Source organism: Pseudoalteromonas sp. APC 3893, assembly GCF_030408095.1.
In the GTDB taxonomy this organism is placed as follows: Bacteria; Pseudomonadota; Gammaproteobacteria; order Enterobacterales; family Alteromonadaceae; genus Pseudoalteromonas.
Genome location: NZ_JASDCD010000001.1, coordinates 532,781 through 559,375 on the forward strand (window position 1 = coordinate 532,781; position 26,595 = coordinate 559,375).

Annotated in this window: 19 protein-coding genes and 1 pseudogene; 11 read left to right on the top strand and 9 right to left on the bottom strand. The window is 41.4% G+C overall.

Annotated elements, in window-relative coordinates; translation table 11 throughout:
* The first annotated feature begins 99 nt into the window (after nucleotides 1-99).
* From QMA12_RS02445 to QMA12_RS02475, 7 genes and pseudogenes are all read left to right on the top strand, one after another.
* A complete protein-coding gene (locus QMA12_RS02445; protein WP_290208618.1) occupies nucleotides 100-1,287 on the top strand; it encodes an aromatic ring-hydroxylating dioxygenase subunit alpha in 1,188 nt (395 codons plus the stop codon).
* Nucleotides 1,288-2,706, top strand: coding sequence for an aldehyde dehydrogenase family protein (locus tag QMA12_RS02450; protein ID WP_290208617.1), 1,419 nt, complete (start codon nucleotides 1,288-1,290; stop codon nucleotides 2,704-2,706). It begins immediately after the preceding gene.
* Nucleotides 2,707-2,803: 97 nt separating this feature from the next.
* Nucleotides 2,804-2,968, top strand: a pseudogene (locus QMA12_RS02455) (rubredoxin); the annotation flags it as partial.
* On the top strand, nucleotides 2,957-4,195 hold the full coding sequence (locus QMA12_RS02460; protein ID WP_290208835.1) for an FAD-dependent oxidoreductase: 1,239 nt from the start codon (nucleotides 2,957-2,959) through the stop codon (nucleotides 4,193-4,195). The pseudogene QMA12_RS02455 and the gene QMA12_RS02460, both read left to right, overlap by 12 nt.
* A gap of 3 nt (nucleotides 4,196-4,198) precedes the next feature.
* Nucleotides 4,199-5,515, top strand: coding sequence for an FAD-binding oxidoreductase (locus QMA12_RS02465; protein WP_290208616.1), 1,317 nt, complete (start codon nucleotides 4,199-4,201; stop codon nucleotides 5,513-5,515).
* Nucleotides 5,512-5,862: a cupin domain-containing protein gene (locus tag QMA12_RS02470; RefSeq protein ID WP_169021592.1), complete on the top strand. Its 351-nt coding sequence runs from the start codon at nucleotides 5,512-5,514 to the stop codon at nucleotides 5,860-5,862. The genes QMA12_RS02465 and QMA12_RS02470 overlap by 4 nt, the downstream gene beginning before the upstream one ends.
* A 259-nt stretch (nucleotides 5,863-6,121) precedes the next feature.
* Entirely contained in the window at nucleotides 6,122-6,529 is a 408-nt protein-coding gene (locus tag QMA12_RS02475) for a hypothetical protein (protein ID WP_290208615.1), read from the top strand.
* Nucleotides 6,530-6,613: 84 nt separating this feature from the next.
* On the opposite strand, the gene QMA12_RS02480 is transcribed toward QMA12_RS02475, so the two are convergent.
* On the bottom strand, nucleotides 6,614-7,561 hold the full coding sequence (locus QMA12_RS02480) for a sodium-dependent bicarbonate transport family permease (protein ID WP_290208614.1): 948 nt from the start codon (nucleotides 7,559-7,561) through the stop codon (nucleotides 6,614-6,616).
* A 130-nt stretch (nucleotides 7,562-7,691) separates the two neighbouring features.
* Between QMA12_RS02480 and QMA12_RS02485 the strand changes: the two genes are divergently transcribed.
* The gene (locus QMA12_RS02485) at nucleotides 7,692-8,636 is read left to right on the top strand and encodes a LysR family transcriptional regulator (protein ID WP_087534653.1); all 945 of its coding nucleotides are present in this window, start codon (nucleotides 7,692-7,694) and stop codon (nucleotides 8,634-8,636) included.
* Between the two features lie 7 nt (nucleotides 8,637-8,643).
* On the opposite strand, the gene QMA12_RS02490 is transcribed toward QMA12_RS02485, so the two are convergent.
* The 3 genes from QMA12_RS02490 to QMA12_RS02500 form a co-directional block, all read right to left on the bottom strand.
* On the bottom strand, nucleotides 8,644-9,645 hold the full coding sequence (locus QMA12_RS02490) for a LacI family DNA-binding transcriptional regulator (protein ID WP_087534652.1): 1,002 nt from the start codon (nucleotides 9,643-9,645) through the stop codon (nucleotides 8,644-8,646).
* Between the two features lie 69 nt (nucleotides 9,646-9,714).
* A complete protein-coding gene (locus QMA12_RS02495) occupies nucleotides 9,715-11,241 on the bottom strand; it encodes an MFS transporter (RefSeq protein ID WP_290208612.1) in 1,527 nt (508 codons plus the stop codon).
* A 73-nt stretch (nucleotides 11,242-11,314) separates the two neighbouring features.
* Nucleotides 11,315-12,643 (bottom strand): GH1 family beta-glucosidase, encoded by a 1,329-nt coding sequence (locus QMA12_RS02500; protein ID WP_290208611.1) that lies wholly within the window; start codon nucleotides 12,641-12,643, stop codon nucleotides 11,315-11,317.
* 295 nt (nucleotides 12,644-12,938) lie between these two features.
* Between QMA12_RS02500 and QMA12_RS02505 the strand changes: the two genes are divergently transcribed.
* Nucleotides 12,939-15,518: an exo 1,3/1,4-beta-D-glucan glucohydrolase gene (locus QMA12_RS02505; protein ID WP_290208610.1), complete on the top strand. Its 2,580-nt coding sequence runs from the start codon at nucleotides 12,939-12,941 to the stop codon at nucleotides 15,516-15,518.
* A gap of 95 nt (nucleotides 15,519-15,613) precedes the next feature.
* On the opposite strand, the gene QMA12_RS02510 is transcribed toward QMA12_RS02505, so the two are convergent.
* The 4 genes from QMA12_RS02510 to QMA12_RS02525 form a co-directional block, all read right to left on the bottom strand.
* Nucleotides 15,614-17,104 carry a tryptophan halogenase family protein gene (locus QMA12_RS02510; protein ID WP_290208609.1) on the bottom strand — a complete coding sequence of 497 codons (1,491 nt, stop codon included), beginning with the start codon at nucleotides 17,102-17,104 and terminating at the stop codon, nucleotides 15,614-15,616.
* Nucleotides 17,101-18,642: a tryptophan halogenase family protein gene (locus QMA12_RS02515; protein WP_290208608.1), complete on the bottom strand. Its 1,542-nt coding sequence runs from the start codon at nucleotides 18,640-18,642 to the stop codon at nucleotides 17,101-17,103. The genes QMA12_RS02510 and QMA12_RS02515 overlap by 4 nt, the downstream gene beginning before the upstream one ends.
* Nucleotides 18,643-18,735: 93 nt before the next feature.
* The gene (locus QMA12_RS02520; protein WP_290208607.1) at nucleotides 18,736-21,708 is read right to left on the bottom strand and encodes a TonB-dependent receptor; all 2,973 of its coding nucleotides are present in this window, start codon (nucleotides 21,706-21,708) and stop codon (nucleotides 18,736-18,738) included.
* Between the two features lie 314 nt (nucleotides 21,709-22,022).
* The gene (locus QMA12_RS02525) at nucleotides 22,023-23,204 is read right to left on the bottom strand and encodes a GGDEF domain-containing protein (RefSeq protein WP_290208606.1); all 1,182 of its coding nucleotides are present in this window, start codon (nucleotides 23,202-23,204) and stop codon (nucleotides 22,023-22,025) included.
* Between the two features lie 255 nt (nucleotides 23,205-23,459).
* Between QMA12_RS02525 and QMA12_RS02530 the strand changes: the two genes are divergently transcribed.
* Nucleotides 23,460-24,224 carry a hypothetical protein gene (locus QMA12_RS02530; protein WP_290208605.1) on the top strand — a complete coding sequence of 255 codons (765 nt, stop codon included), beginning with the start codon at nucleotides 23,460-23,462 and terminating at the stop codon, nucleotides 24,222-24,224.
* Here QMA12_RS02530 and QMA12_RS02535 read toward each other — a convergent pair.
* On the bottom strand, nucleotides 24,221-25,240 hold the full coding sequence (locus tag QMA12_RS02535; RefSeq protein ID WP_087534497.1) for a LacI family DNA-binding transcriptional regulator: 1,020 nt from the start codon (nucleotides 25,238-25,240) through the stop codon (nucleotides 24,221-24,223). The genes QMA12_RS02530 and QMA12_RS02535 overlap by 4 nt on opposite strands.
* 324 nt (nucleotides 25,241-25,564) lie before the next feature.
* On the opposite strand from QMA12_RS02535, the gene glk reads away from it, so the two are divergent.
* On the top strand, nucleotides 25,565-26,566 hold the full coding sequence (gene glk / locus QMA12_RS02540; RefSeq protein ID WP_087534498.1) for a glucokinase: 1,002 nt from the start codon (nucleotides 25,565-25,567) through the stop codon (nucleotides 26,564-26,566).
* Nucleotides 26,567-26,595 lie beyond the last annotated feature (29 nt).

The following is a 26,595-nucleotide window of genomic DNA, read 5'->3' on the forward strand; positions in this document are numbered from 1 at the left end:
AGAGGCTTATTTGAAGTTGGGTTGTATCTAACGTTTAAAGAAAGCCATGGTGTTTCTGCAATTGTATGTACCGTCACTTCCACACTTGGAGATACAACAATGAGCATTGCAAAACAAACAATTATTCCTATTCAACAAATTGACCAAGTACTAAACCCTATCCATGAAGCAACGGGTATGCCTAATGAAGCTTATACAAACCCAGAATATTTTAAATTTGAGCGTGACCACGTCTTTAGTAACACTTGGGTGTGTATCGGTTTTGCATCTGATTTAATAAAAAATGGGTATGTTGTACCTATTGATTTTATGGACTTGCCCTTATTGATGATGAAAAACCGCCAAGGTGATGTGCAAGTATTTCATAATGTATGTAGCCACCGAGGAATGAAGTTAGTGCACGAAGCGGGTGAAGTTCAAGGCATGATCCGCTGCCCTTATCACTCTTGGACTTATGATTTAAATGGCAGTCTAAAAGGCACACCTCATGTGGGAGGTATAGGCAAACATAAGGACGATCGTTTTAAATGTGAGCAACATGGGTTAAAACCACTGCGTTCAGCTATATGGATGGATATGGTATTCGTCAATCTATCTGCTGATGCGCCAAGTTTTGAGCAACACATTGCGCCTCTTCAAAAGCGTTGGCATGAATTTTTAGGCGATGATGGGCTTAGTTTATTACGCAGAGCGAATATGGGCGGTCATCTCGAAATTGAAGTTAAAAGTAACTGGAAGCTAACCATAGAGAACTTTTGTGAAGCCTATCACTTACCTTGGGTTCACCCTGCATTGAACACTTATTCGAAGCTTGAAGATCATTACAATATTATGTTTGATGAACGTTTTTCTGGCCAAGGAAGCTACAAATATAATTTATCCGATACTGCAGGGACACACCTTCCTAAATTTCCTAGCTGGCCAGAAGATAAACTACGCCATGCCGAATACATTGCGTTGTTTCCAAATGTATTAATTGGCATTCAAGCCGATCATGCATTTGCCATGATGATTGACCCAATTAGCACTGACAAAACGATTGAGCGGCTACGTGTATTTTATATCACCGATGAAGCAATTAAAGATGAATATGCTGCGTGTCGTACTGCAACACTTGAATCTTGGCGTGTGGTGTTTGGTGAAGATATCGGCGCTGTTGAGGGAATGCAGCAAGGTCGTTATTCACCGGGATTTGGTGGTGGTGCATTTTCACCTGAAATGGATACGCCAACCCATTTTTTCCAAACTTGGTTAGCGCAGCAAGTTAAATCAGTATCGGAGGCTTAAATGAAGCACTATTTAAACTATATCAATGGCCAGTGGGTTGATGCTGAGCAGTATCTCACGGTTATGAATCCTGCTTCGACCATGGCATATGCCACGATAGCAAGTGCCACAGTAAAAGATGCCGATAACGCAATGCAAGCAGCAAGCCTATGTGTACTAGGTGGTGAACTTTCTCAGGTACGCCCGGCTATTCGCACTACATGGATGCTCAATGCTGCAAAAGCAATTAGAGATATAGCGGATGAAGGAGCTTTAGTTCTTTGCCGTGAAAATGGCAAATCAATTATTGATGCTAAAGATGAATTTTTAGAGGCTGCTCGTTATTTTGAGTATTACGGCGGGATGGCCGATAAACTTGAAGGCACATCTATCCCTTTAGGTAAAAACTATATTGATTTTACACAATACGTGCCAATGGGCGTGTCGGTACAAATTGTTCCATGGAATTTCCCCGTATCAATTTGTGCACGTTCTTTAGCTCCGGCATTGGCAGCAGGAAATGCCGTGGTGATTAAGTCACCCGAAATATCTCCCATTGGTATGGTGTACTTAATAAAAGCGCTGCAAACAGCAGGCTTTCCTAAAGGGGCTATTAACTTACTGTGTGGTAAAGGTTCCACTGTCGGCAGCCACTTAGTTTCGCATAAAGATGTAAATCAGATTGTTTTTACAGGCTCAGTTCCTACCGGTCAGCGAATATTAAAAGATGCCGCTGCACGAGCTACTCCTTCAGTCATGGAGTTAGGCGGGAAGTCCGCAGCTATAGCTCTCGATGATGCAGACATTCATAAGGTTATTAACAGTGTGCGCGCTGGAATTTTCTTTAACGCAGGGCAAGTTTGCTCAGCTATGTCACGTCTTTTAATCCATCAATCACGATATCAAGAAATAAAAGATGCTGTGGTTGCAATGGCACAAAGCTTAGTGATTGGCTCAGGTGAACACCAAGTTGATTTAACGCCCGTGGTTTCTAAAGAACAACAAACCAGTGTATTAGCGATGATCGAACAAGCAAAGGAAGAAGGTGCAAATATACTCACAGGTGGTTTTGCACCTGATTTACCCGGCTATTTCGTCGCCCCAACAGTGATTGAAGCGACAGCTGATATGTCGATTGCTCAACAAGAGGTGTTTGGCCCTGTGTTAGTTGTGATGCCTTTTGAAGATGAACAACACGCTGTTGCCATTGCAAATGGCACTGAATTTGGTTTAGTTGCCGGTGTATTTGGTGAAAGGTTGAATCCGACTCTGCAAATTGCGCAACAGCTACGTGGTGGACAGGTCTTTATTAATGAATGGTTTGCTGGAGGGATTGAAACACCATTTGGTGGCGTTGGCTTGTCTGGTTTTGGCCGAGAAAAAGGCCAAGAAGCAATTTATAGCTATGTACAAACACGCAATATAGCCGTTCGTTTATAGTTTTAGGGTAATTATATTAGCTTAAAATGACCTGTGTATGCTTACATTTATATACAGTGAGTAGGTCATTTTGAGCTCAATCAGTAGGATTAGAAAAATGAAAAAGTGGCTTTGTATTATTTGTGGTCTGATCTACGATGAAGCTGAAGGCTGGCCTGCAGATGGAATTTTACCAGGCACTCGCTGGGAAGATGTACCTGAGGATTGGGTATGCCCTGATTGCCTTGTTGGTAAAGCTGATTTTGAAATGATGGAGTTAAGCGACGATGAAAATACGCTTGTATCAGCCCAAGCTATTGCGGCTGAACCTGACGATATAGCACCACTGAGCGCACCTATCGTTATTGTTGGCAGTGGTCACAGTGGTTATCAAGTCGCAGCTGCATTACGTAGACAATCAAAAACAGTCGATATTACAGTATTTACAGCTGATGATGCTGCTTTATACAGTAAGCCTGCGTTGTCTAACTCATTTGCACAAGCTAAGAAAACAGCAGACTTACAAATCGAAATGGCCCTTGATTGGGAAAGTAGACTCAATATTCGTGTTTATCCTTTTACGCGTGTTGAACACATAAACCGTGAAACGAAAACCCTCTTGACAAGTATTGGCACATACCAGTATGGGCGTTTAGTGATCGCTACTGGGGCAACAGCCATCGAAGTACCTATTTCAGGTGATTGCAGTCACGTATTTAGCGTCAATGACTTGATGGATCATGATCGATTTACACGCCACCTTGGTCAAAAAAAACGCGTTGCAATTTTAGGGGATGGTTTAATTGGTTGTGAGTTTGCTAATGATTTAATTGCTAGTGGCTACCAAGTTTCTGTTATTGGATTAGGTCAATGGCCTATGTCACGCTTGATCCCACGTGTTTTAGGTGAAGCTTTACAACAAAAGCTGTCAGAGTTAGGTGTTCAATGGTTTCTTCAAAATAGTATTAGCCATATAGAGCCAAATAATGATTCGGGTTCAATCGTTAAGCTAAGCAGTGGCGAAGAACTTGAGGTTGATATTGTACTGTCTGCGGTCGGTTTAAAGCCCAACACATACTTAGCAGAGCAAGCAGGGCTTGATGTTGAGCGAGGCATAATTGTGAATGATTATGGCCAAACCAGCGATGAAGCTATTTTTTCTTTAGGAGATTGTGCTCAAACATCACAAGGTTGGCAACCTTATATAGCACCAATTAATCAAATGCTTCCAGCGTTGGTTAATAGCTTATTAGGTAAATTTGAAAAAGCTGAGTTTGTCGCGTCACCTGTGTTAGTGAAAACACCTATCATGCCTTTATCAATTTACCCCGTTGCAGCGCAAACACAAGGACAATGGCATATTACGCAGCAAGAAGAAGAGTTTACTGCCGTGTTTAACTGTGCAGAGGGTAAAGTATTAGGTTTTGCTTTATTGGGTAAACAGGTGCAATCGACACGCAATTATTGGCTTGGACAGATTGATTTACCAACACATGTTGTAACGGAGTAGCAAATGATTAATCTACCACATGATGATAATACTTGCGGCTGGTATCACGCGCTAACACCTCAAGTTGAAAAGCCGAGCTTAAAGGGCGCTCAAAGTGCCGATTATGTTGTTTTAGGGGCTGGGTTCGCAGGTCTTGCAATGGCAAGACGTTTGGCTGAACTTGAACCCAATGCTCGTATTGTGCTAATTGATGCGCAACAAGTTGGCCAAGGCGCATCAGGGCGCAATTCTGGATTTGTAATCGATTTGCCGCATAAATTTTCATTAGAGCATCCAGATCCTGCCCATAAACAAAGGCTATTGTCGTTAAATCGTGCTGCAATTAAGCAGCTGTCATCTTTAATTGATAAACACAATATTGATTGTCAATGGTCCGCCGCCGGAAAATATCAAGGCGCAGTAGGGCCGCGGGGTGAAGCTTATTTAGATCATTTTGAGCATTTAATGACAGATCTAGGTGAGCCATTTGAACATGTTGATAGTAATCAACTAGCTAAAGTACTGGGCACAGATTACTACAGCCGTGCTATTTATACCCCCGGTGGTTATTTAGTTCAACCTGCTGCGTTGGCTTGTGGGCTTGCAGCGAGTCTACCAAGCAATGTTGAAGTACTTGAAAATTCGCCTATTCAACGTTTAACAAAAGAACAGGGAGCTTGGCAGTTACACGGAAAAAATGGCAGTATTAAAACAGCAAAGCTGTTATTAGGCACCAGTATTTTCACCCGCGAGTTTGGTTTTTTAAAGAACCGGCTATTACCCGTGATGACCTTTGCGAGCTGGACCCGACCATTAACCGATTATGAAATGCACCACTTCAGCGGGACGCTTGATTGGGGGCTCACACCTGCTGACCATGCTGGCACAACTTTGAGAATGACCGCTGATCGACGCATTTTAATTCGTAATACCTATAAACACGTTACGAAATATGGCAAGAGTATTAACGACAAGGTGCGTGCAGACATTCAGAGCGAACATCGCAGAGCCTTTCTAGCTAGGTATCCCCAATTAGCTCATGTACCTTTCACACATACGTGGGGAGGGAGCTATGCTATTTCACGAAATTTCACCAATTTTTTTGGCGAACTCGATGATGGGGTCTACGCCAGTGCTTGTGATAACGGTGTGGGTGTCGCTTGGGGAACAGTATCAGGTAGTTTACTGGCTGATTACGTCGTCGGCGCAACGTCAAATGCGTTGAGTGATATACAAAAAGTAACCGGCATGCCGAGCTTAAACCCACCAGAACCATTTTTAGGTTTAGGGGTAAAAAGCCGGATCACGCTGGCGAAATGGCAAAGCAGGAGTGAAATATGAAACAGGTAAAATTAGTTGACAGCAAACTACTTAATTTCAATGTACGTGGTGATAACCCAGGTATGGCTTATGTCGCGCGCGCGCTGAGCACTGAAATATCACCTAATATCGGTGTCGGCTTTGCTAAATGGGAGGGCGCAGAGGTCGCATGGACTGTGCTCTACGATGAGGTTATCTTTGTTATTGAAGGTTGTTTTGAGCTCACTGCAGATGGCGAAACCCATCATGTATATCCGGGTCAAATGCTTTGGATACCCGAAGGGACAGAATTGGTTTACGGTGGCTATGCACTATTTGGTTATGTAGTGCACCCAGGAAATTGGAAGGAGCTTCACGGTATCGTCTAAAGCCAATAACGTTAAACTTAGTTCCCAAGCCCTTAATTCAACCCGCCGTTAAGGGCTTTTTTAGTTAATTGATTTTCTACTCGCCAAATATATCTGTGTTTGTACTTACAGCACGAAAATTAACGTTTTTAAGACTAAAGTCTATAGATTAAATTTCTTCATCTATTGGGTTTGTTTTTATCGTTTGTTGAAATTGTTAGAAGCGCTTAAAGTTCAGTTGTCGGCAACAAAGACGACGTAACTTAATAGGAATATAATCATGAAACTTACACTAATCAAAACCATCGCACTTGGCTCATTACTAACTTGCTCAGCAGCGGCTATGGCTGGCGGTAGTGACTATAAGTTAATGGTTATTGAGCAGGCAACAGCGCCACAGCAACTAGAAGAGTCATTCAATGGTTGTGCATTAAATGTTAAGTCAAAAAACTATGCAGAAGCTGAAGCCATTTGCACAAAAGCAATTGAGTTATTAAAAGTGACAAAAGGGCGTAAACTCAAAGTACGCGAGCTGACATCATTCGCTTTAAGCAACCGTGGTATATCACGTATCAAATCAAAAAATAATACAGCGGGTTTGGCTGATTTATATGAAGCAACACAGATTTCAAATAACATCTTAGTGTCTCATAACCTCACACGTGCTAAAGAAGACTTATCTTTATAAGTATTTATTGATTAATACACTCTAAAGCATTCTTAAAAACCACGTTAGTTACTACTACGTGGTTTTTTGCGTTTAGAATGTATTTTATTGCATTGCAACGGCTAGTTGGTGATACAGGCCAATTCCGATGGTGACGTTAAAGGCAAAGGTTATTCCTAAAGAGCTAAGCATAGCAAGGCCGATGTCTGCTTTAGGGATTGCGGCTTTGATAGCCGCAGGGGCAGCAATATAGGAGGCACTCGCCACTAAACTTGCTAATACAACCACAGAGCCTAGCTCAAGATTTAACATTGTTCCAACTGTCACACCAATGACACCTAAAAACAGTGGTGAAATTAACGCGAATAAAGCAACACGCCAGTGGTGCCATGGAATAGGGCGCAGTGTTTTGGCCGCTGTTAAGCCCATTTCTAATAAAAATAAAGCCAACACAACCTTAAAGCTGCTGGTTAATAGGCTGGTGACTTGGCTACCTAGCTGCGTGCCGTACAGCATGCCGATGATCACGCCTCCCACTAAAAGGATAATGCTTTTATTGGTAAGAGTTTCATGCCAAAGTGCATTTAATGGCAGCGTGTGTGCTCCGCTGTTTTCTTTATCAAGTCGTCGGTATAGCAATAGGCCGACAATAATGGCAGGCAACTCCAGCATTACTAAATAAAGCGTTACTTCGGCACCAACCACTAACTGTGATGATTCTGCATAGGCCAGTGCTACCGCAAATGTCCCCGCGCTGACCGAGCCGTAATGGGCTGCAATACTTGCGCTATTAGCGACAGAAAGTCTAATAAGGTATTTTAAAACGGGGTAGAGCATCAGCGGAATAAGTGCTCCCAACAACATTACTGAGCCCATTTCTGGTAGCAACTGCCAGCTTAAATTACCGTGTAATACCATGCCGCCTTTTAAGCCGATGGTCAGCATTAATAGCAAACTTAAGGTGTCGTAAGTTGCTTTTGGAATAACAAGATCAGAACGTAAAACCCCCGCAACTAAACCCAAAACAAAAAACATTACAACAATATCAGGCACACCTTTCCCCTTTTAATTTAAAGTCTCGCTATTGTAGATAAAATCATGCATTGTATATAATAAAATGATTGATAATTAGTTATAGATTATTATCTATGTGCCAATTAATACTAGAGGTGTTTAGATAACGATGGATTTAAGACATATTTCTTTTCGGCTGCTAGAAGTATTTATGAGTGTAGTAAAAACGGGCTCTATTAGTGAAACCGCTCGCAGTCTGCATTTAACTCAGCCTACGGTGTCACTACAAATGAAACGGTTGCAAGAAGCTGTTGGTGAACCATTAGTTCTTATGCAGCAACAAAAGTTAGTCGTAACCGAGGCCGGCCTTGAACTGTTTAAAACGTGTCAGCAAGTTTTTGGTCAGTTTGATGATTATAAAGATTTTTTAACTGAACTTCGAGGCGGTGAACGAGGGCGCTGTAAAATCGCCATGGTGAATACGGCACAATATATTTTGCCTAAACTACTGGGCCCTTATAGTAACTTGCATCCTCACGTTGAATTGCCACTAGAGATTGGTAATAGAGCTGAAGTGCTTGCTCGATTTGAACGAGGGGAAGATGATATTTATGTATTCAGCCACCCACCATCACTTGAACATGCTCAAGCGGCGCGGTTTTTACAAAACCCGCTTGAGTTTATTGTGCCCTTTGATCACCCCTTAGTAAATGCTACAGATATTAGTTTAGATCAACTTACGAGGTACCGTTTCTTATTACGTGAACCAGGATCAGCGACCCGCATGTTATTTGAAAGTGAGTTGCAAACGAGAGGGTTCGTGCTCAGCAACAGTGTTCAAATGGCCAGTAATGAAGCAATACGTGTTGCGGTTTCGTCAGGGATGGGAGTTGGGGTGCTTTCTCGTCACGTATTGCCGCAAGGGGAGCATGGCTTTAAAGTTCTAAAAGTAAAAGATACACAGCTTGCGAGCCATTGGTACTTTGTTGTGCGTACTGACCGTCATATATCTCATGCAGCACGTAGTTTTTTACAATTTGCGCAAAATCACTTAGAGCAATACCTTGATGCTCGTTGGGTGTGCAATGAGTTAAACGAACTTAAACTCAATTAATTTATTACTATTTAATGCTTGGTGTTGAATCTCTAAGTATTAAATTAGGTTGGAACACGTGATTTATTGTTATACCTGTGTGCTTGTATATATCTTTCAATACTAAATTAGCAGCCATTTTCCCCATCTCTGGCACTGGGTTGTTGATAGTGGTTAATGTTGGGTATAAGTAATTGGTGAATATCACGTTATCGTAACCCATAATGGCTAAGTCTCTAGGGAGATTAAACCCGTGTTCGCGAGCATACTTCATTGCACCAGAAGCCATTTCATCATTAGCGCAGACTAAAGCAGTAAATGTGGCTTTATTATCAATAAAGTGCTTCAAACCATCATTACCACCGGTTTCTTTAAAATCACCGATGTAAAATAAGTTTTCGTTAAAAGTTAAATCAAACTCAGCGAGTGCTCGCTTATGGCCTTTAAAACGGTCTGATGCATCGGGTTTGAATTGTGGTCCAGCGATATAGGCAATGTTAGTATGACCTTTAGTGATCATTGTTTTAGTCGCAAGGTAACCACCCATTTCATTGTCTAAACTGATGCAGTTATCTTTGATTTCTTCGACGTAACGACTCATTAAGTAGATTGGGGTTTTACCTTTACTAAGCCCAATTAAATACTCGTTTGATACCGCTTCAACATGGGCAATAATGGCGTCACAATTACGACTGATTAAAAACTCAAAACCACTTTTTTCTTTGCTTTCGTCACTGTGTCCGGGCGTAATAATGACGTGCTTACCTGCAGCGCGAAGTTGTTCTTCAATCGCTGACATCATCTGGCCGAAAAAGGGACCGTCAAGCTCTGAGACTAAAATGCCAACGCTGCTGGTTCTACTTGAGGCGAGTGAACGGGCAATCGAGCTTGGTTGATAACCAAGCTCTTGCATTGCTTCCATTACTTTTTTTTTGGTCTTTTTACTAACATAGTCATTATTGTTCATAACTCTGGACACAGTGGACAGGGATACGCCTGCAAGCTCTGATACCTGATAAATTGTCGCCATTGTTTTCCTAACTCTAATGCGTTGTTTTATATAATGCTTTATAAAGCAGTATTGTGTGTGTCCCGTAATTTACACATTACCGCGCCGAATTGCCAAGTCTTCTGTAATTTTTTGTGTCATTACTGAGGTAAGCGGATAAATTAACATCAAGGCGGCACCTAAAAAAGCAAATGCAGCGGGGATCCAACTCATTAATAATTGCATACCTGGTAATGATTGGCTAATAGTTGATTCATCCATTCCGTTATAGCCATAACCTGCTAACACAACAAGCACTAATGCGCCGGCAAAACCACCACCGGTTTTTTGTACAAATGTGCCTGCTGAATAAATTAGCCCAGTAGCGCGGCGATGGTTTTTCCATTCAGAGTAATCGGCTGAGTCACCTAGCATACTGAAAAACAGTGTGGGCATCATGGCTGCAAAAAACTCCGCGGCACAACCAAAGGTAAATATTGCAACAATATTATCACTGGGCACCCAATAAAATGCGGTTGTTAACAACCCACTTAATACCAGCGAAATAATAAACAAATTACGCTTACCAAGCAGTTCAGCAAGCTTACCTGTAGCAAGTGCACCAAAAATAGACACCACTAATAAGGCGACAAAATATTGCCCCGCCATAAGTTCATCCGCCACTTGGTACTTAAAGTAATAGGCAATCACACCGTATTTGATGCCGTTGAACATCATGGTTAAAAAGCCGATACCGAGTAATATTAACCAAGGTTTATTGGTGAGTAAGTCAACCATGTCTTGCTGTGTGCCAGTTAAGCTTGATTGCGTTTTGTTAAGTAATTTTTTGATCACATAAGTCATTGCTGCCATAACAATAACGAAAAATAGGCCACTGTATATATCGCGATAATAAAAAAATAGGGTGGTTGCAAGCAGGGGTAAAATAATAAAGGGGAGGTTTTTAGTCAGATCTTTTAACTCTGTTTTCAAACTGCCTTCGTTTGATGAGTGGGGGATCACTCGCTCTTTGGTTGAGACAAAGGTGATTACCATGAGTGCAATGAGTAGTGCGGCGAATAAATACATGGTGAATTGGTAGCCTTTGGCATTATCGCCAGCACCAAAATAAGCAACTAACTCAGGCAAGAAGCCCATTACTAACAAGCCACCGGCAAAAGCGCCAGCAAAGCGGAAGCTCGAGAGCTTAGTGCGCTCAGTATCATCAGGAGTCATGACCCCCATTAAGGCTGAGTAGGGCACATTGCTTACAGTATATGCTAGTGTTAGACCAATATAAGTGACGTAGGCATAAATAAGCTTATTTGTTTCACTAAAGTCAGGTGTGGTAAAGCACAGCACCATAAACAAGCCTAAAAATGGGGCTGACCATAAAATCCATGGTCTAAACTTACCAAAGCGGGTGTGGGTGCGATCTGCAATCATACCCATAATTATATCGGTAACACCATCAGAGAGTCTTACTACCAAAAATAACATAGCAGCTGCGGCGGCTGAGATACCAAAGGTGTCGGTATAAAATACGGCAAGATAGGCAAGTGCACCACGCCAGACTAAGTTAGCGCCGGCATCGCCCATGGCATAGCCTATTTTTTCATATAAAGGGATTTTATTCACTGTGTGTGTTTCTTATTGTTGTTTAAATTGGCGGCCTAGTTTGTGAAAAATTCAGGCCGCTTGATAAAAGGGGTTATCTGCTAGTAATTAATTTACTATACGCAAGACCACTGGCTTTTACTGTACGTTGTTGAGTTTGATAATCAACGTAAACAATACCAAAACGTTTTAAGTAGCCTTCAGCCCATTCAAAATTGTCCATTAGGCTCCAAGCAAAATAACCGTCGACAACCACACCTTGCTCGGTTGCATTATGCAGCGCATTGAGATGGCCTTGATAGTAATTTATCCGATCTGCATCGTTCACCTCACCGTTTTGTATCGTATCAGCCATAGCTGCACCATTCTCGGTAATATAAATAGGCGGCAAGGTATATTTTTCATTTAATGAGACTAGTAAGTCCGTTAATGCTTGCGGGTAAATTTCCCAACCGATATCAGTTAATGGGCCTTGATGGGGTAGCTCATGATAAAAATCAGTGTCACTTGCTTGGTAATGCAAACGGGTATAAAAATTAACCCCTAAATAATCTAAAGGCTGAGCGATAATTTCCATATCTCCTGGCTGAATGTCAGGGCGCTGCTCAGGAGGGAGTTGATTGATTATGTCAGGGTATTTACCTTCCATCACAGGGCGTATATACCATTGGTTTATGTAATCATCAGCAAAGGCTGTGGCTTGTAAATCCGCATCAGACTGACTCACTGGGTAGCAAGGAGTAAAATTAAGCACGATGCCATTTAAAGCGTTAGGACAATTTTTGGCCAGTACTTGCATCGCTAAACCATGGCCTAATAATAAGTGATGCGCCGCTTTGCGACCATATTCACGACCCACAATACCTGGCGCATGTACTCCAATTTCGTAACCTAGGTATGAGCTACAAAACGGTTCGTTTAATGTTGCGTATGAGTGAACACGCTCGCCAAAGGCCGTACTGATTAAATCGGCGTATTTTGCATATTCATAAGCTGTGTTGCGATTTAACCACCCTCCATCATCTTCTAGGTATTGTGGTAAATCCCAATGGTAGAGCGTAACAAATGCTTTAATGTTTCTACGTTTAAGCTCATCTAAAATATCGGTATAAAATTTAACGCCTACCGGATTTAAATGACCATCCGCTGTCATTACCCTAGGCCAAGATATTGATAAACGATAGGCATCTACGCCTAATGAGTCGATTAGTGCGATGTCATTAGGCCAATTATTATAGTGATCGCAAGCAACAAGCCCGTCGGAATTATCGGCAATTTTACCTGGTGTTGCGCAAAAGGTATCCCAAATGCATGGAAGTCGGTCGTCTGCACCGCCCTCAATTTGAAATGATGCTGTGGCAACACCAAAAGTAAACTCTTTGCTAAGAAGCGGTGAGTTAGCGGGTAATGATAGTTGTTTCATTAATAGAAAACCTCTGCTTGCTGATACGGTCGATAAACGTATTTCTTTAATTCAAATTTGTCATTCTGTGAAAGCGCTTCCATAATTAATTTGATTAATGCTCTGCTATGGTATTTAATGTGATTTAGGGAAGCGCTTCCATATTCAGGTTAGTGACTATTTCTTGGCAGGTCAATAGTTAAATTTAGATAACAATAAATACTTGCTGAAATGCTAAGAGTAAAACCACACTGGGGTGAATAAATGGGTCAGCCCTCGTTTTATAAACAACAAGTGACATAGGGTAGAGACAAAAATGATAAAACACTTACACACAACTAAGTTGCCTGCGCTTAGCTTATTAACAAGCTTGGCGATTCTTACAGGCTGCGCAAAAGATGATATTGATAAACAAACCGAGACGACTCAATCTTCACAGCAGGTTGAAGCGCCCACGAATAATCTAGATATATGGCCCAAGCTTGAGTATTCAGTCAAGCAAGATCCTAAACTTGAAGCGAAAATCAAAGATTACCTTGAATCGATGACACTTGAACAAAAAGTAGCACAAATGATTCAACCTGAAATCCGTGATATTAGCGTGGAAGATATGCGTAAATATGGCTTTGGTTCATATTTGAATGGCGGGGGATCGTTTCCTAATGCGAATAAACACGCAACACCACAAGATTGGATAGCCCTTGCTGAGGCAATGTATCAAGCATCGGTGGATGATTCGTTAGATGGCAGCGCGATCCCTACGATGTGGGGCACTGATGCCGTACACGGGCATAATAATGTTATTGGTGCCACGTTGTTCCCTCACAATATAGGATTAGGCGCTGCAAATAATCCTGATCTAATTGAAAAAATTGCTGCAGCAACCGCTATTGAAGTAATGGTAACAGGCATTGATTGGGTGTTTGCGCCAACCGTAGCCGTGGTACGTGATGACAGGTGGGGCCGCACCTATGAAGGGTATTCTGAAGATCCTGAAATTGTTCGTGAGTATGCTGCAGCTATCGTAAATGGTTTACAAGGCCATGCTGATGGCGACTTTTTAAGTGATAGTCGCGTTGTGAGTACAGTAAAACACTTTTTAGGTGATGGCGGCACTGTGACTGGCGATGATCAGGGTAATAATATTGACTCTGAAAAGGTGTTATTTGATATCCATGCGCAAGGCTATGTAGGTGGTTTGAGCGCTGGTAGTCAATCGGTGATGGCATCGTTTAATAGCTGGCACGGCAAGAAAAATCACGGTAATAAATACCTGCTCACGGATGTACTGAAAACAAAAATGGGCTTTGATGGCTTTGTTGTAGGTGACTGGAACGGTCATGGACAAGTGGCAGGTTGTAGCAATGAAAGCTGCCCGCAAGCGGTGAATGCTGGGCTTGATATCTTTATGGTGCCAACAGATGCTTGGAAACCTTTGTACGAAAATACAATTGCACAGGTTAAATCGGGTGAGATAGCCATGAATCGTATTGATGATGCCGTTTCTCGTATTTTAAGAGTGAAACTCAGAGCGGGTTTATTTGAAAAGCCAAGTCCCGCGAAACGTCAATTTTCGGGTAAAACGCAGTTGATTGGTGCGCAAGCGCACCGTGATATTGCTCGCCAAGCAGTACGAGAATCATTGGTATTACTGAAAAATAAAAACAATATTTTACCGCTTTCTGCCAATTCACATGTTTTAGTGGCGGGTGATGGTGCAGACAACATTGGTAAACAGTCAGGTGGTTGGAGTATTACGTGGCAAGGCACCAATAATGAAAATGCGGATTTTCCCGGTGCGACATCAATTTACGCTGGCTTAGAGGCGCAAATAACCGCTGCTGGTGGTACGGCAACACTAAGTGCGCAAGGTGAATACGATAAAAAACCAGACGTGGCAATTGTTGTCTTTGGCGAAGAGCCTTATGCAGAAGGGCATGGCGATAGAGACAACCTAGAATTTGAACGCAATAATAAAAAGTCATTGGCGTTATTAAAGCAACTTAAATCACAGGGTATCCCTGTTGTGTCAGTATTTATATCTGGCCGCCCAATGTGGGTTAATGCTGAATTAAATGCATCAGATGCCTTTGTTGCGGCTTGGTTGCCTGGTACGCAAGGAGAAGGTATTGCTGATGTGCTGCTTACAAACGCTGAAGGTGGTATACAGCATGATTTTAAAGGTAAGTTATCGTTTTCATGGCCAAATACACCGCTGCAAACGACAGTCAATAGAGGCGATGATGACTATTCACCATTACTGCCGTATGGCTTTGGCTTAAGTTATGGTGATGGCAATACGTTGGCTGATGACTTAAATGAAGATTCAGGTGTGAGTATTGATAATTTAGCGCCCCTAGCCATTTTTAATGGTGCATTGATTAATCCATGGCGATTATTTATAAAATCAGCAGACCAACAACAGCAAGTGACAAGTAATAGTGTGAAGTTTGATGGGGTTGAATACCGAACAGAAGATAAAGATATTCAAGAAGATGCGATGTCATTTGTATTTACAGGTTCAGGTTTAGCGACAGCTGAAATCAACAGTAACTTTACGGAAGATAAGGTCGCTTATGTTGAGGCCAACTCAGCGCTAAGTTTTGAATACAAAATCAGCCAGTTACCAAGTTCTGCGTTTTATATTGCCATGACCTGTGAGCATGGCTGCGGCGCGCGTGTTGATATTAGTAATCAACTGCAGAGCGCAGAGTTAAACAGCTGGCAAACTCTTACTATTGATCTAAATTGTTTTGCCGAAAAAGGGCTTGATTTTGCCAGAGTAACGAGCCCTTTCTCTTTACAAACAGACGCTGATGCGGCTATTTCCATCGCGAATGTTAATTATGTGCCCCACAGCGCTACAGATGCCATGATGACCTGCCCAGGGAATTAAATGCTAAGTATACCAACTCAGTTAATATGTTAGTTGGTTGATATTTTGTTGTGTTGTCCAAAGCCCTTTAAGCAATTAAAGGGCTTTTTTAGTGGTTATTCAGCAGGGCAATATTGTTGTAAAAAGGCTTGGTGTGAGGGAAGTTGTGATACTCGTTGGCTAATTTGTTGTTTAATGCTATTTAAAAAGCGGGTTAATTCATCGTCACTCATTAAACTTGCAATCAAATGATGTTGTTTTGGCATTACCCCTTGTCCCAACATCACTTGCACCCACGAATCGACTCTGAAAATATCACCATCATCTAAAAATACCCGACCTGTTTGTTTAAATAAGCTAATTTTATGGGCAAGCGTGTCTGGCACTTCCATACTCTGACAGTGTTGCCAAAACTCACTGTCAGTTCGATCAGTGACTTTATAATGCAGCACGATGAAATCGCGAATATTTTCGATCTCACTTTTAAGCTGCTTGTTGTATTCATTTATGGCTTGCTCTGTAATGCCATTAAATGGAAATAACCGCATAAAGCGAATAATGCCAGACATAATTAAATGAATACTGGTGGATTCAAGAGGTTCAACAAAGCCACTCGCTAAACCAAGCGCGAGGCAGTTTTTATTCCAACCTTTACGTCGACGGCCGGTTTTGAATTTTATAACCTTGGGCTCAGTTAAGGTTTCACCTTGGATATTATTTAGCAATAATTGCTTGGCATCAGCATCGGCGAGGTAGCGGCTGCAATACACTAGACCATTGCCGACCCGTTGTTGCAAAGGGATTTGCCATTGCCAGCCAGCATCATGGGCAATAGCCCGCGTGTAAGGGAGAATATCGTTACTGATGGCTTTAGTTTGCACGGCAATTGCACTGTCGCAAGGTAGTAAATGAGACCAGTCTTCGTAACCGGTATGTAGCGCTTGCTCGATCAATAGCCCTCTAAAGCCGGTACAATCAATAAAGAAATCTCCGGCAACAGTGCTGCCATCTTCAAGGGTTAAACTGTTTATATAACCTGTATCAGCAGATTTATTAACCTGAGTTATTTTACCTTCTCGGCGCTTTATACCTAAATTTTCAGAGAATTCACGCAAAAATGATGCATAGCGGCTGGCATCCATGTGAAAGGCATAATTAATTGGGTTTTGCGGGTTGAAGGCAAACTTACCTTGTTTAGCCGCTTGGAGTTCATAGCAGTATTGGCCAAACTCAGATTCTAAGCCAAGTGATAAACTATGGAGCCAAAAATGATGGAATTCGCCGGCCCAACATTCTTTACCTGTCATACCAAATGAGTGGATATAATCGGTTTCTTTTTGGCCCCAGTTTTCAAAACTGATCCCCAGTTTAAAACTCGCTTGGGTGGCTTTCATGAAGGCCTGCTCATTGATCCCTAATAACTTATGAAATGTGCGTATAGGCGGTATTGTAGCTTCGCCAACACCCACAGTGGCAATCTCATCTGATTCAATTAGCGTTACTGTGATATTTTTACCCAACAGTTTGCACAATGCTGCGCCTGCCATCCAACCGGCGGTTCCGCCGCCTGCGATCACCACATTTTTTATTTGTTTATTGTGCGTCATGTGTCAGCCTTGTTACTTAATAATTGATTTAATAGAGCGCGGTTTGAGGGCAGGCCATGCAAATACTTGGCTATTTTTTTACGGTTGTGCTGATAGAAATACTGCCCAACTTCAGGATTGTTAAATGCGTTGTTGCTGTTAGCTATTTGTGTTTTAAACCCCATACCATAAAGCACGTACTGGTAACTGGCAGAAGGGAAAACCTCCTCGTTTTCAATTAAATCAAACCGACTCGGCGTTTGATATTGCCACAGGTTCAGCAGCTCTTTTAAACGCGTAGGTGCACTACTAGGTGCTTTAATATCTTGCCAATATGGGCTGTCATTTCGTTCGCTTAATACATAGTGTAATTTTAAAAAGTCGATTACACGTTGCCATCGATAGTTAAAGCGGCTATTAAAGCGTGTAGCTAATAATGCCATATGTTCTCGGCTCTGTGGCATTTGTTCGCTTAGCATATTCAGTGACAGCTCCACCATAGCAAGTGCTGATGCTTCAAGGGGTTCTATAAACCCTTGTGACATACCAATCGCAAGGCAGTTTTTAACCCAAAACTGTGCTCGATAGCCTGGGGTAAAGTGTAAAGTGCGGGTTTGCAATTGAGCTGCTGCATCATGACCTATAGATTTGGCAGCATATTGCTTTAAAGTGTCGATTGCGGTTTGTTCATCACAATACTGACTGCTATAGGTATAACCAATGCCTCGGCGACTGGGTAAGCCTATATCCCATATCCAACCAAATTGCTGCGCTGTTGATAAGGTCGCTGAAGCGATATCTTGTTGTTGCTTTGTATAAGGAAGGTGCGCTGCAATAGCGCTGTTATTAAATAATATATGATCTTGAGTCATTAATGGTGTGTTGTAGTGCTCGCCAATCAAACGAGCATGACTCCCTGAGCAATCAATAAATAAGTCAGCACATAGGTTGCCATGATGAGATGTTTGTAAGTATTCAATATAGCCATCAAGGTCATTGTGCACAGAAGTTACATCATCAATAATGTGCTCAACCCCAAGATTATTGACACAATGCTGGTTTAAAAATGTGGCAAACTTTCCTGCATCAAGATGATAGCCATAATTAGTAACCGCAGCGTACTCGGGGGTATTGAGCTGTTTTGGAGCTAAAGCGGCTTGGCAAACAAAGCTTTGCATATTAACAGCATCTGCATACTTTTGGCTTGCAGCATGTTGCTGCCAATAGGCGTGTAAGTCAGTGTCTAAATAGCCTGAGGGCGTCATAAAGGGGTGGTAGTAGTTTTCACCCGCCGTTAAATTACGCCAGTTAATAAATTTAGAGCCTTGCTTAAACGATGCATCACAGTGACGTAAAAAGTCGACTTCCTTAATACCAATCCGCTTTAAGGTATTGCGCATTGATGGCCAAGTACCTTCACCAACACCTGAAATAGCGATGTTAGCGGATTCAATTAATGTGATTTTTTTATCTAGGTGCTCAGCGGCAAGTAGCCCTGCACTTAGCCAGCCTGCTGAGCCGCCGCCTAACACCACAATATGTTGTATTGTTTTATTCATAGATTGAGCGCTTTTATTCTTAAATGTAAAAAGCCGCTAACACAGTAGCGGCTTAATAATGCTTTATTAATATATAGCGTTTATCACTATTAATTAAAAGTTGTAGCGCATACCGATATTATAGCGCGCGCCGTTTTGTTCAAGGTTCCATAATTGAGCTTCATAGCGGCCATGTTGACGCATATTTTGCTCAGTTATATTAATACCTTCAATAAAGAACGACATCTGTTCACTGTAATTATAGGCAACATTAAAATCAATTTGATAATACTCTTCAGTAAAACTTGGCTCATTAACGTATCTTGCAGCACTGTTTAAGAATTTATCACGCCAGTTATAGGCAATACGCGCTTGAAACTTATCATTTTCATACATGGCGATAAAGTTAGCTGTATCACTTAAACCTACTAATGCAAACTGAGTGGTGGTCGGATCGGCGGCAACGTCAAAGTCGATATCACCGTTTACGATTGTGTAGTTTGCTTGTAAACCAAAGCCAGTATCACCAAAGAAGTGTTGAACAGCAAATTCATATCCATCAATTTTAGCGTCTTTATTATTGGTGGGTACTTGCGCAGTAAAGTCCATCAGTGGGTCGTCACTGTTTGGCAATACATCATAAGCGGCTTCAAATTCTTCGTAGCTCATCGAGTCAAAAGCAACGCCATTTTCCATCGCAGCGACCATTTGGAATAAATTTGAATCTGTTAACGCTAAACCTTGTGCTTCTAGTTCAGCTCTCGCTGCTTCGGCACGAGGGCCCGCCGATACATCGCGAAGACCATAATAGTTTTGTGTCATTGGTGATAAACCAATAAAGTTATCTACTTTTTTGTTAAAGTAACCTAATGAGATATAACTAACATCAGTAAAATACCATTCAGCTGATACATCAAAGTTATCAGATTCAAGTGGTACAAGCCCAGGATTACCCGTTGCAGCAGGTGCATTGGTTGTTCCAGGAATAATTGTGGGTCCGGTTGGTACGCCAACGGTAGCCGCTGAACTTAAATTATCATAGGTAGGGCGGGCGATTGTGGTGCTATAAGATGCACGTAATGTGACATCATCAAGTACATTGATATCAAAATCTAAACTAGGTAAAAAGTGATTGTAACTTGAGCTTAGTGAGTAATCTTCTTTGTTAGTTCCATAGCGTACATTAAAGTCGTTATTTCCTTCCCATGCTACGGCATCAGGTAAATCTATGTTCGCTGTTGAGGTTATATCGGTTGTCTCATAGCGTGCACCAATAACTAGATTAAATGGCATATCGCCAATTTCATTTGTGTAGTTATATTGTACAAACGCGGCTTTAATGTCTTCTTCGATGGTGCGATTGGTTGCAAACGCGCCATCGGCTGCAAAATTAAAACCGTATTGTTCAGCCGCCCAATAACCGACTTCAGATGCACTACCTGTAAAACCTTGATTAAATGAGCCATCCGTATTGTAGTCATCAAACTCAGCTAGGAAATTGGTTGGATCTAAATAACCTTCAGGCAGCTCTCCTGGATTTTCAATGCCCCAGTTACCCATAGTATTTCGAGTAAGTGATTGCAGTGAGTGGCTCTCCATTGAGCGAGCTTCTACACCGAAATCGATACTGCCGTTATCCATTTCATAGCTACCGTGTAAACGAAATTCATCAACAGTAGACTCTTGACTAGCAAAGTTTGAATCTAAAATAGAGGTTCCTACATCAGATTGTTCCAGTGTATTTGTGCAGTTTAAATTGGTGCGGCTACAATCATCAAAATCAATAACCATTGATGGTAAATCACGGCTAAAATCAACTTCTTGAGCCGCGACTACGTTGGCTCCTAACCCTGCATTTACCCAGCTTCCGTACTCGGCATCAGGCTTGCTGGTGGCTTTTGAACTGTGGACATCAAACATAAAGCTAAGCTGATCATTAACAAAATATTCAAGGTTTAAACCGATCGAATTATTTTCGTTTACCTGGTTTTGTTCTTGTAGTGCTAAACCTAGGTCACGGGTTGACAAGTCACGACGTTCTTCGCGGTAATAAATCGGTGTTTTTACGTCATTGTCATCAAAAGTTAAATGAGTTTTATAGTTATCCATCCAAATTGATTGCTCAGCGCGGGCTTCAAACAACTCTTGTTGCGAGTAGGTATAATCAAGGGTGGCTGTAAATGAGTCAATCGGGCTGTATTGTAATGTTAGCTGTGCATTCGTACGTGTACGTTCGCGATCGGCAATTGTGTAGCGTAAATCGGATGGCATCGAGTAGTACTGGCCCATTGCAGGTGCGTTTTCTACAATTATGTCATCAGCAGCTTGAGGGATAGTGCCGTCATACTCAGTGGTACGCCATTCGTTTACAAATGCGCCGGTGCCTGAGCTATCACGTTGCTGCATACTGGCGGTAAGAGACGCGCCGAATCTAGCGTCTTCATCAGTCCAGCTAAAAATACCTGAAATTTCAGGGGTGATATCATCGCCTACGCGGTTTGTTGTATCGTGTTGTGCTTTTACACCAATATTAGCAACAAGGCCTGGGTTATCAAGCGGGCGGGCGGTATTTATATTGATAGTGGCACCAATGCCACCAGACGCAATCTGTGCTTTACCTGTTTTATAAACTTCAACAGATTTAACACTTTCAGATGCAAGGTTAGCAAAGTCATATGCACGTGAATTTGGTGTACCACCGCCGGCTGGTAAAGAAGCTGCTGGCATTGTTCGGCCATTCAAAGTCACCATATTATAGTCTGGGCCAAAACCGCGTACGGTTACTTTTGAGCCTTCACCATTACTACGGTCTATTGAAACACCTGTAATGCGTTGCAGTGATTCGGCTAAATTAGTATCAGGGAACTTACCAATGTCCTCAGAAGAAATAGCATCAACCACACCCGATGAATAACGCTTGAGTTGTGTTGACTCTTTAATACTTCCTTTAAACCCCGTTACTTGAATGACTTCTACGTCATCTAGTGGCTCAACTTCAGCGGCTAAGATCGGCAATGCAGTTGATGCACTTAAAACCAAAGATAGGCTAGTAGCCAACTTTGTTTTCTTCAAAATATGATTCGACATTAGGTTTCCCTCGTACTTTTATCATTATTATTAACCGCAAAATAAAATTAAGCGATATCACTGTGTGTGGAAGCGCTTCCATAAGGTTGCAGATTCATTTGTTGGAAGCGCTTCCAGAAAGGCTAGTGGATTTTCCCCGTATCGTCAACTGTTGTGATTAATAAAATGTTTTTAAAATGTATTTAATAATTAACAATATAAAAAAAGCTATGCAAAATAAGCGGGTTGGCAGTATTTAATAAATGACAATATTTTTCTTTAATTAAATATTCTATGAAAAACAGTGTCGTGAAATGATTTGAAACTCAGCACAGTCATCTTATTTGTGCTGTTATATTTTCATTTGGTAGGAATTGATTTTGGTCAGTGCTTACGACTTGGTCACGCCCTTGAGATTTCGCAATGTACAAACGTTTATCCGCAAACTCTAATAGACGCTTAATTGAGCATGTGTGGGTGTCACAACAACTTACTCCGGCACTAACTGAAAGGTTAAGTGTATTGCCTTTATATTTTAAGGTGTTCTCTCTTATTGCTACACAAATATTTTGTGTAGTGCGTTTTGCTTGATTGAGGGTTTGCTCAGGTAACAAAATAGCAAACTCTTCACCACCGATGCGCGCAGCGATATCATTGTCATTAAGTTGGTTTAAAATATGCTGAGCAATCCACTTTATTGCCATATCACCGGTACTATGACCATATTGATCATTCACTTTTTTAAAGTGATCTATGTCTATCATTACAACTGAAAATGCGTGTTTATGGGATTTTAATTCTTTGCTTATTTTATCACCGTTGATAAAGAAGCCCCTGCGGTTTAGCAAATTGGTGAGTGAATCGCGATTAACTAAACGTTGTAATTTAGCTTCTAAATCTGCAAATAGCACAAATGGCATGACGACAGCGGTAGCGGTTGCCAATATTAAGTGATTAATTAGGATGACTTGTAACGGCTGGGTAAAATCAGAGACGGTGAGACTTGTTAGTGGTGCTGCTAGAAGCGCGGCTTGAATAAACATAATTAGACTGTGAATAGAAAAGCAAGCAAGTAGAATCTTCTGTTGTAAGTGGGCATTAGTGTTTATTTTATAAACGATAGTTGCGGCATACAAAAATAGAGTGGCGATGATGATAGTTGTTAATAGCTGTCCGCCACTAAGATCGTATAAAGGCAGTAGCACCAGCGCACTTGTAGCTAATATAATAAAATATGGCAGGGCTGGTTTGGCTTTATGTGACACTTTTTGCAAACCAATAATTGCTAAAAGGGGACTAGCAATTATAAATAAATCAGCGAGGTAATGCGTTATAAAAGGCTGATCGATAACTAATCGTAGGCAGGCTAGCACTTCTGCAACAGCGAAGGTGCCACAAGCAAGTGAAAAATATAAATAGCAGCGTTGCTTCTTATAAAAATAAACAGATAAAAAGAAACAACTTATTAAAATATTTAAAAGTAATGAGATGCCTATCACTGTAGGTAAATGCAGCATTTGAGGTTGCTCTGTGTTTAACGGTATTAATCGGTTAAGTATTATGTATTAGTTAATCCATAGCAAGCTAATCCTAATTAACCAGTTGAAAATAATAATATAGTTGTGCTTTATCAATGCTGAATAGTCGGTAGAGTCGATACTGTATTTTTTGAATTTAAAAGCCAGAGTATTAAAAATCAGTGCGATTAAGCTTGTGTTTATGTATTAATAAGGGTACGTTGTGGTCTGTTATTTATACGGTGAAGACGCGATATGAAAACCCTTAATTTTTTAATATCAGGCTTAACACTCATTGTTTTATTACCACTTAATACATTTAGCGCAGAGGTGGATTTTAGTTCAAATCCATTTCTAGAGGAAAATAAACACGTACAAGGACCACAGGTGTTTTCTTTTTCAAAGCAGCCAGAAAGAGTTCCTGATATTTTTAACGGATCTAGCTATGTTGAACTGGCAAAACAAACTCAAGTTAATGGATTTGCTTTAGTAGAGCCTAACCAGGTTATTGATTTAACTACTTGGATAGAAGGTTTTACGCAGTACACCGAGACTTTTTCAAAAAAATTAAAACCTTTAATATTGGCTGAGCAATCAGATTATGATCAAAGCCATTTAGTCAATAATTTTGCTGCTGATACAGATAATCTGGAATCTGTAATAGGCAAAGAGTTTACAGTGAAAAGTAAAAACTTGGGGGGGAATTTTATAGCAGGTAAAGGGTGGGATCACCTCACCTATATAGTTACTCATCCTGACTACGAGATTGTGGTTATTGAAGTTCAGGCATTTGATGAAAGCTCAGAGGCGGTAATGGACGCTGATGCGATAAATTACCAAGTAAAAGGCAGTCCCGCTATACTTTATGTATTGCAAGATAAGACGGGTAACGCGTCTACACAGCTTTCATGGTTAACACCACAGGCATCGTACAATATTCAACTTGAAAAAAACGTAAATACTGTGGCATTACAAAGCAAATTTAACACCTTAGTAGAGACAATTACACCTGATGATTAAACACTTGAACCGCGAATTATTAATCGTGGTGGTAGTAAAGTGTTTTCAACCTCATCACCACGTATCAGCTTGAGTAAATTATTTACCAGCATTTGACCTGCAAGGGTTGTGTCTTGTTGTACCGTAGTCAGTGGGGGGTTTGTAAAACTGGCTACTGCAATGTTATCAAACCCAACTACATGTACATCACTGGGTACTTTTATACCGGCTTCTTTCAGTGCTCTAATGGCACCTATCGCAATTAAATCACTGGCTGCAAACAAAGAGTTAAACGCAATATTATTAGCAATTAACGAACGCGTGGCGTGGTAGCCAGACTCTTCAGTAGAAATAGCATTAGCCATCTTACGTTCGCTTAAGCTTACACCATGGCGGTTAAACTCGTCTTTGAAACCTTGATAGCGGGCAAAAAACTCAGGGCTGTGTTCTGATGCATCACCAATAAATGCGCAATCTTTGCGATTGCTTTTTAATAGATGCTCAGCCGCAAGTCTTCCGCCTCCGTAATTATCACAGCTAACCGTTAAGTCTGGGCGATTATCAACACTGGCTCCCCAGCAAACAAACTTTGTATTTTGCTCTATTAGGCTTCTGAATTTTGCTTGGTAATCTACATAATCACCATAACCTAATAATATGATGCCATCAGCGCGATGGCTATCTTCGTAATCGGCTTGCCAGTCTGCGCTGGTGGATTGAAATGAGACTAGTAAATCATAACCTTCGCTAGCACACGCGCGGGTGATACTGCCAAGCATTGCGAGAAAGAATGGGTTTATTTGCGAGTCGTCAGCAGTCGGGTCTTCAAACAGTAACAAAGCGAGTGTACTGCTTTGTTGTGTACGCAAATTACTGGCATTTTTATCTACTTTGTAATTTAGCTGTTTGGCTACGTCAAAAACGCGTTTACGCGTTTCTTCATTCACTAATGGGCTATTACGTAATGCACGCGATACAGTAGATTGTGAAACCCCTGCGTAGTGGGCAATATCAAATGATGTAGCTTTACCTTTCATATACACAACCTAATAAGAGACGACGTAAGCAAACTGCTAACACTTCGTGCCATTTTCGTTTATTTGTTAATTTTTTCAAGCAATTTATCAGGATTTGAATATTTATATTGATCCCAACCTGACACCGGTGTCATAATGTCGGTGTTTTATCATTTTGTTGTCAAAACGTATTGGCTGCCCATTTATGGGCAGCATTTTTTACTAGGATAGCTACTTTGAGGTGATAGCTCAAAGTTTATCTCATAGCGATGGCAAAGCCGTTGAAACTATAATAATAAGCTTGGTTATAGCTATTTAATAAACCGCTTAGACAAAAGAGAAAACATGAACAGTTACAACCTAAATACAGAATTCGCCCCCATTTTAGTCGCCGATATTGGCGGTACTAATGCTCGCTTTGCTTTGATTACTGCGTTCAAACCTGAGCTGAACCAATTTGTAATTGAGCATAATATCACATTTCCAAGCGCCGACTTTGCTTCTTTAGAGGCCGCACTTGCGCATTATTTATCGCAAGTAAGCCATATTAAACCGACACGCGCATGCCTTGCTGTTGCTGGCCCTATAAAAGCAGGGCAAGTACACCTGACAAACTTAGGCTGGCATTTTAGTGTTGATCAAGTTAAGGCCGAATTTAAATTTGCACAGCTTGAAGTTATTAATGACTTTGCAGCATTTGCTTATGCGGCACCTTACTTGGATTTAAAACAGAATATTACCGTTAAAGCCGGACAAGCTGATACCGATGCCACTATAGCCGTTATGGGGCCTGGTACCGGTTTTGGCGCGGCAAGCTTAGTTAGAAGCAGTCAAGGCAGCGCCGTTCTCAGCTGTGAAGCAGGTCATATTAGCCTTGCCGCAGTTAATGAACTCGATTCTCAGCTGATTAATGAATTACGTAAACAGCTAGCCCATGTGTCAGTAGAAACAGTATTTTCAGGCCCAGGTATTAGCCACTTGTATCAAGCTATGGCAGCCGTTAAGGGTGTTGAAGCAAAAAACTTAACAGCGGCACAAATCAGTGAACTAGCAAATAGCGGTGAATGTAGTGTGTGCGATGCCACACTGAATCAATTTTGTGATTGGATTGGTAGTGTAGCAGGGGATTTGGCACTTACTTTTGGTGCGTTAGGTGGTGTATTTATTGGGGGCGGTATTTTACCTCGCATGCAAGCTCGTTTATTAGCGAGTCGTTTTGTAGAGCGTTTTACGGCTAAAGGGATTATGTCTCAGTATGTTGGCCAAATACCGGTAACCTTGGTTACTCAGGATAATATTCCGCTTATTGGTGCCGCAGCTTGCTTGCATGTCAATGAGCAGGCATAAAACATCGCTTTATAAGGGTGTCATTGGGA

Bases quoted from the DNA above. Each gene is read 5' to 3' on its own strand.
- QMA12_RS02445 (WP_290208618.1), top strand. From the start codon at position 100: ATGAGCATTGCAAAACAAACAATTATTCCTATTCAACAAATTGACCAA.
- QMA12_RS02450 (WP_290208617.1), top strand. From the start codon at position 1,288: ATGAAGCACTATTTAAACTATATCAATGGCCAGTGGGTTGATGCTGAG.
- QMA12_RS02460 (WP_290208835.1), top strand. From the start codon at position 2,957: ATGGAGTTAAGCGACGATGAAAATACGCTTGTATCAGCCCAAGCTATT.
- QMA12_RS02465 (WP_290208616.1), top strand. From the start codon at position 4,199: ATGATTAATCTACCACATGATGATAATACTTGCGGCTGGTATCACGCG.
- QMA12_RS02470 (WP_169021592.1), top strand. From the start codon at position 5,512: ATGAAACAGGTAAAATTAGTTGACAGCAAACTACTTAATTTCAATGTA.
- QMA12_RS02475 (WP_290208615.1), top strand. From the start codon at position 6,122: ATGAAACTTACACTAATCAAAACCATCGCACTTGGCTCATTACTAACT.
- QMA12_RS02485 (WP_087534653.1), top strand. From the start codon at position 7,692: ATGGATTTAAGACATATTTCTTTTCGGCTGCTAGAAGTATTTATGAGT.
- QMA12_RS02490 (WP_087534652.1), bottom strand. From the start codon at position 9,645: ATGGCGACAATTTATCAGGTATCAGAGCTTGCAGGCGTATCCCTGTCC.
- QMA12_RS02500 (WP_290208611.1), bottom strand. From the start codon at position 12,643: ATGAAACAACTATCATTACCCGCTAACTCACCGCTTCTTAGCAAAGAG.
- QMA12_RS02505 (WP_290208610.1), top strand. From the start codon at position 12,939: ATGATAAAACACTTACACACAACTAAGTTGCCTGCGCTTAGCTTATTA.
- QMA12_RS02510 (WP_290208609.1), bottom strand. From the start codon at position 17,104: ATGACGCACAATAAACAAATAAAAAATGTGGTGATCGCAGGCGGCGGA.
- QMA12_RS02515 (WP_290208608.1), bottom strand. From the start codon at position 18,642: ATGAATAAAACAATACAACATATTGTGGTGTTAGGCGGCGGCTCAGCA.
- QMA12_RS02520 (WP_290208607.1), bottom strand. From the start codon at position 21,708: ATGTCGAATCATATTTTGAAGAAAACAAAGTTGGCTACTAGCCTATCT.
- QMA12_RS02525 (WP_290208606.1), bottom strand. From the start codon at position 23,204: ATGCTGCATTTACCTACAGTGATAGGCATCTCATTACTTTTAAATATT.
- QMA12_RS02530 (WP_290208605.1), top strand. From the start codon at position 23,460: ATGAAAACCCTTAATTTTTTAATATCAGGCTTAACACTCATTGTTTTA.
- QMA12_RS02535 (WP_087534497.1), bottom strand. From the start codon at position 25,240: ATGAAAGGTAAAGCTACATCATTTGATATTGCCCACTACGCAGGGGTT.
- glk (WP_087534498.1), top strand. From the start codon at position 25,565: ATGAACAGTTACAACCTAAATACAGAATTCGCCCCCATTTTAGTCGCC.